The 4034-nt window shown below is 67.8% G+C and carries 5 protein-coding genes; all 5 read right to left on the bottom strand.

Features of this window, described 5'->3' with window-relative positions; translation table 11 throughout:
- Nucleotides 1-63 precede the first annotated feature (63 nt).
- Genes tolA through ruvB form a run of 5 tightly spaced genes read right to left on the bottom strand, consistent with a single transcriptional unit; the run spans nt 64 to nt 3834 of the window.
- Nucleotides 64-1134 (bottom strand): cell envelope integrity protein TolA, encoded by a 1071-nt coding sequence (tolA, locus tag ABE522_RS17420; protein WP_346592777.1) that lies wholly within the window; start codon nt 1132-1134, stop codon nt 64-66.
- A complete protein-coding gene (gene tolR, locus ABE522_RS17415; RefSeq protein WP_346592776.1) occupies nt 1124-1549 on the bottom strand; it encodes a protein TolR in 426 nt (141 codons plus the stop codon). The genes tolA and tolR overlap by 11 nt, the downstream gene beginning before the upstream one ends.
- 20 nt (nt 1550-1569) lie before the next feature.
- Complete coding sequence (tolQ, locus tag ABE522_RS17410; protein ID WP_346592775.1) at nt 1570-2346, bottom strand: protein TolQ; 777 nt, start codon at nt 2344-2346, stop codon at nt 1570-1572.
- Nucleotides 2343-2801: a tol-pal system-associated acyl-CoA thioesterase gene (gene ybgC, locus ABE522_RS17405; RefSeq protein ID WP_346592774.1), complete on the bottom strand. Its 459-nt coding sequence runs from the start codon at nt 2799-2801 to the stop codon at nt 2343-2345. Before ybgC ends, tolQ begins: the two co-directional genes overlap by 4 nt.
- Complete coding sequence (ruvB, locus tag ABE522_RS17400) at nt 2794-3834, bottom strand: Holliday junction branch migration DNA helicase RuvB (protein ID WP_042613825.1); 1041 nt, start codon at nt 3832-3834, stop codon at nt 2794-2796. Before ruvB ends, ybgC begins: the two co-directional genes overlap by 8 nt.
- Nucleotides 3835-4034: the final 200 nt, after the last annotated feature.

The raw sequence follows: 4034 nt of genomic DNA, 5'->3' as shown, positions 1-4034 counted from the left end.
TGGGCCCTCCCCCGCCCCCGGCCCCCCGGGTGACCCCAACCGTGCCACCCCCACCGGCACGGCTCAATCCGGGCGGAAGTTGAGGATCAGCTCGCGGTTGAACACCTGCTCGAACCCCGCATACGGCAGCGGCTGGGCGTTCAACACCGCCGCTTCGATCGAGCGCTTGCCGGCCTCGTCGTAGGGACAGCTGGCGCCGACCTTGGCCGACAGCACGCGGCCACCGCGCAGCTGGGTGATCACGATCTGGCAGCGCTGGCCGGAGGCGATGTTGTCCGGACGGATCCACGCGTCCTGCACCTTGGCCTGGATTGCCGCGGCGTACTTGGCGGTCAGGTCGTCACTGGTACCGCCTGCCCCACCCGCCGGCTGCGAGGCCGCGCTGCTGCTGGCACTGGCATTGGACGCGGCCGCCGCGTTGCGCGCGGCCGCCACCTGGCGCAGCCGCTGCTCGGCCAGCCTGGCTTCCTTCTCGGCCTGCTCACGGCGCGAACGCAGCTCGGCGATCTTCTTCTGCTTGTCCGCCTCGGCCTTGGTTTCGTTGGCCTTGCGCTCGTCCTCGGCGATCTTCTTCTGCCGGTCCGCTTCCTGCTGCCTGGCCAGCCGGGCACGCTGTTCGGCCTCTTCCTGGCGCTTGCGCTCGGTCAGGTCGATCTGCTCCTGGCGCCGCTTCGCCTCCTGCTCCTGCTTGGCCTTTTCCTGCGAAATGGCCAGCGCGCTGACCGCGTCCTGGTCGACCTTGTCCGGCTGGGCCACGCGCTCCTGCGCCTGCGACTGCTGCGGCGTGGGCGCGTCCATCGGGCGCGGTTCGGGGGTCGGCTGCGGCGGCGGAATGGTGTCTTCCGGGATCGGTTCGGGCTCGGCGATGGGCTCGGGGATCGGCTCGGGCAGGGTTTCCAGGCGCTCGGACTGGCGCAGCGCCTGCCGCGCCGCCGACGCCTCGGCGCTGGACAGGGCCATGTCGGCCTGCACCGCCGGGTCCCCGGCAGCGGCTTCGGTGTTGCGCTCGGGCGACCACAGCCAGGCCACGATGAAGACCAGCGCAAGCAGCAGGTGGACCAGCGCGGCAAGGCTTACCGGCCAGGCCCAGCCCTGTTCTTCGTCGCGCGGCGGCGGCAGGGCGTCACTGTGCATCGGTGGCCAGGCCAACCTTTTCCACGTTCGCGCGCTTCAGCACGTCCATTGCCGCCACGACCTTTTCATAGGCCACGGCACGGTCGGCGGCGACGATCACGCGGACCGTCTTGTCCTGCGCCACGATGCCGCCCAGCCGGGCCTGCATCTCTTCGGCGGACATCGCCGTAGGCTGCTTTTCGTCGGACAGCTTCAGGCTCAGCTGGCCGTCCTCGCGCACGGAAACGACGATCGGATCCTGCTTGCTCTCCAGCGCCTTGGCGTTGGAACGGGGCAGTTCAACTTCGAAGCTCAGCGTCAGCAGCGGCGCGGTGACCATGAAGATGATCAACAGCACGAGCATGACGTCGATGTACGGCACGACGTTGATTTCGGATTTGAGCTTGCGCCGCTTGCGGCGACCGATGGCACTCATGGTGGGCTCCTCGCCTGGGCTCAGTCGTCTGCGCCGGTCTGGCGCTGCAGGATGGAGCTGAACTCATCGGCGAAGGTTTCGAACCGCACCGCCATGCGCTCCACGCGCGTGGTGAACCGGTTGTAGGCCCACACGGCGGGGATGGCCACGAACAGGCCGATGGCGGTAGCGAACAGGGCTTCGGAAATGCCCGGCGCCACCGACGCGATGCCGGCCTGCTCACCGCTGTTGATCATGTCGTGCATGGTCACCATGATGCCGAACACGGTGCCGACCAGGCCCACGTAGGGGGCGGTGGAGCCGATGTTGGCCAGCAGCTCCAGGTTGCGCTCCAGGCGGTCCACTTCGCGGGTGTAAGTGGTGCGCATGGCACGCTGCGCGCCTTCCAGCAGGGCACGGCCGTCCAGCCCGCGACGATCGCGCAGACGGTTGTACTCGCGGAAACCGGCTTCGAAGATGGCTTCCAGGCCGCCCACGCTGCGGTTGCGGTCGGTGGCGGAGGAGTACAGCTTGGCCAGGTCGGCGCCGGACCAGAAGCGGTTCTCGAACTCATCCGCTTCACGGGTGGCCTGCGAGAACACGCGGGCCTTGCGGAAGATGATCACCCAGCTGATGAACGAACCGGCCAGCAGCAGCAGCACGATGATGATCACCGGGATGCTGGCCTTGGTCATCAGCTCCCAGTAATTGATGCCGCTGCGCGAGGCCTGTACGGCGGTTTCGGCGGCGGCGCTGGTGACGTCCTCCGGCAGCGCCTCGACCACCGTGGCCTGCAGGCCCAGAAGCATTGCGATCATCGTTGTTCCTCAGTCTGCAAATCAGGATTGTGTTGGGTATCGGGGTGTTCGTGGGACTTCAGCACCGCCAGCAGGGCATCGTCCATGCCGCGCGGGCGGAAGGATGCCGCGTCCAGTGCGGCGATCCGGACCTGCGCGTCCAGCAGCACCAGGCCATCGCGCAGCACCTGCTGGGCAAAGACCATGCTGGCGCGTCGGCACTGCACCAGCGTGGCGGTCACCTGCAGCGCATCGTCCAGCCGCGCCGGCTTGATGAAGTCCATTTCCATCGAGCGGACCGCGAACACCATGCCGTGTTCGCTGCGCATGCGCTCCTGGCCGAAGCCCAGCGCGCGCATCCACTCGGTACGCGCCCGCTCCATGAAAGCCACGTAGCGGGCGTGGTAGACCACCCCACCTGCGTCGGTATCTTCCCAGTAAATGCGTGTCGGCCAACTGAACCGCGGCTCACTCATTGTCGGATTGCTCGGCGAAAAGGTCTACCGGGGGGGCCTTCGGCTTCAGTCCCAGATGGCGATACGCGCGATGCGTGGCCATCCGGCCACGCGCGGTGCGCACCAGGAAGCCCTGCTGGATCAGGTAGGGTTCGACCACGTCTTCCAGCGTGCCGCGTTCTTCGGACAGCGCAGCGGCCATCGATTCCACGCCCACCGGGCCGCCATCGAAGTAGTCCACCAAGGTGCGCAGGAAGCGCCGGTCGAGCTCGTCGAAGCCTTCCGGGTCGACCTTCAGCATCACCATCGCGGCCTGCGCCACGTCCTGGTCGATGTGGCCGTTGGCCTTGACCTGGGCGTAATCGCGCACGCGCCGCAGCAGCCGGTTGGCGATGCGCGGGGTACCGCGCGAGCGGCGTGCGATCTCCCCTGCCCCGTCGGCGGTGCAGTCGATGCCGAGGATCTTCGCCGAGCGGCGCACGATGCGCGTCAGTTCTTCGGCGGTATAGAACTCCAGCCGCTGCACGATGCCGAAGCGGTCGCGCAACGGCGCGGTAAGCAGGCCGGCCCGGGTGGTCGCCCCGACCAGGGTGAAGGGCGGCAGGTCGAGCTTGATCGAACGCGCCGCGGGGCCCTCGCCGATCATGATGTCGATCTGGAAGTCTTCCATCGCCGGGTACAGCACTTCCTCGACCACCGGCGACAGGCGGTGGATTTCATCGATGAACAGCACATCGTGCGGCTGCAGGTTGGTCAGCAGCGCAGCCAGGTCGCCGGCCTTTTCGATCACCGGGCCGGAAGTCACCCGCAGCGCCACGCCCAGTTCATTGGCGATGACATGGCTGAGGGTGGTCTTGCCCAGTCCCGGCGGCCCGAAGATCAGCACGTGGTCCAGCGCATCGCCGCGCGCCTTGGCGGCCTGGATGTAGATGTCCATCTGCTCGCGCACCGGCACCTGGCCGAGGTAATCGGCCATGCGTTTGGGGCGGATGCTGGCATCGACGGCGTCATCCTCGCGGGTGGCGTCGGCGCCAATGATGCGGTGTTCGGTCATCTGGCGATTATGCGGCAAATTGGGCGCGCGCCGTGCGATTGGTGGGCGGTCGAACGGGTGATGACCCCTCGCGGGTGGCTTGAAAGCCGCAGCTGGGTTTGGGCCGGGCGGTGGGGCTGGTCGGGGGACGGCAAAAACTGCATCCATGCGGGCCTCGTTTCGCGCCATCCATGGCGCTCAACGCCCCCGCCCAGCCCCAC

Origin of the sequence: Stenotrophomonas lacuserhaii, assembly GCF_039674585.1 — a bacterium.
GTDB lineage: Bacteria > Pseudomonadota > Gammaproteobacteria > Xanthomonadales > Xanthomonadaceae > Stenotrophomonas > Stenotrophomonas pennii_A.
Note: the sequence above shows the minus strand (reverse complement) of the source record. Positions and strands in the feature narration are given on the sequence as shown.

Bases quoted from the DNA above. Each gene is read 5' to 3' on its own strand.
- tolA (WP_346592777.1), bottom strand. From the start codon at position 1,134: ATGCACAGTGACGCCCTGCCGCCGCCGCGCGACGAAGAACAGGGCTGG.
- tolQ (WP_346592775.1), bottom strand. From the start codon at position 2,346: ATGATCGCAATGCTTCTGGGCCTGCAGGCCACGGTGGTCGAGGCGCTG.
- ybgC (WP_346592774.1), bottom strand. From the start codon at position 2,801: ATGAGTGAGCCGCGGTTCAGTTGGCCGACACGCATTTACTGGGAAGAT.
- tolR (WP_346592776.1), bottom strand. From the start codon at position 1,549: ATGAGTGCCATCGGTCGCCGCAAGCGGCGCAAGCTCAAATCCGAAATC.
- ruvB (WP_042613825.1), bottom strand. From the start codon at position 3,834: ATGACCGAACACCGCATCATTGGCGCCGACGCCACCCGCGAGGATGAC.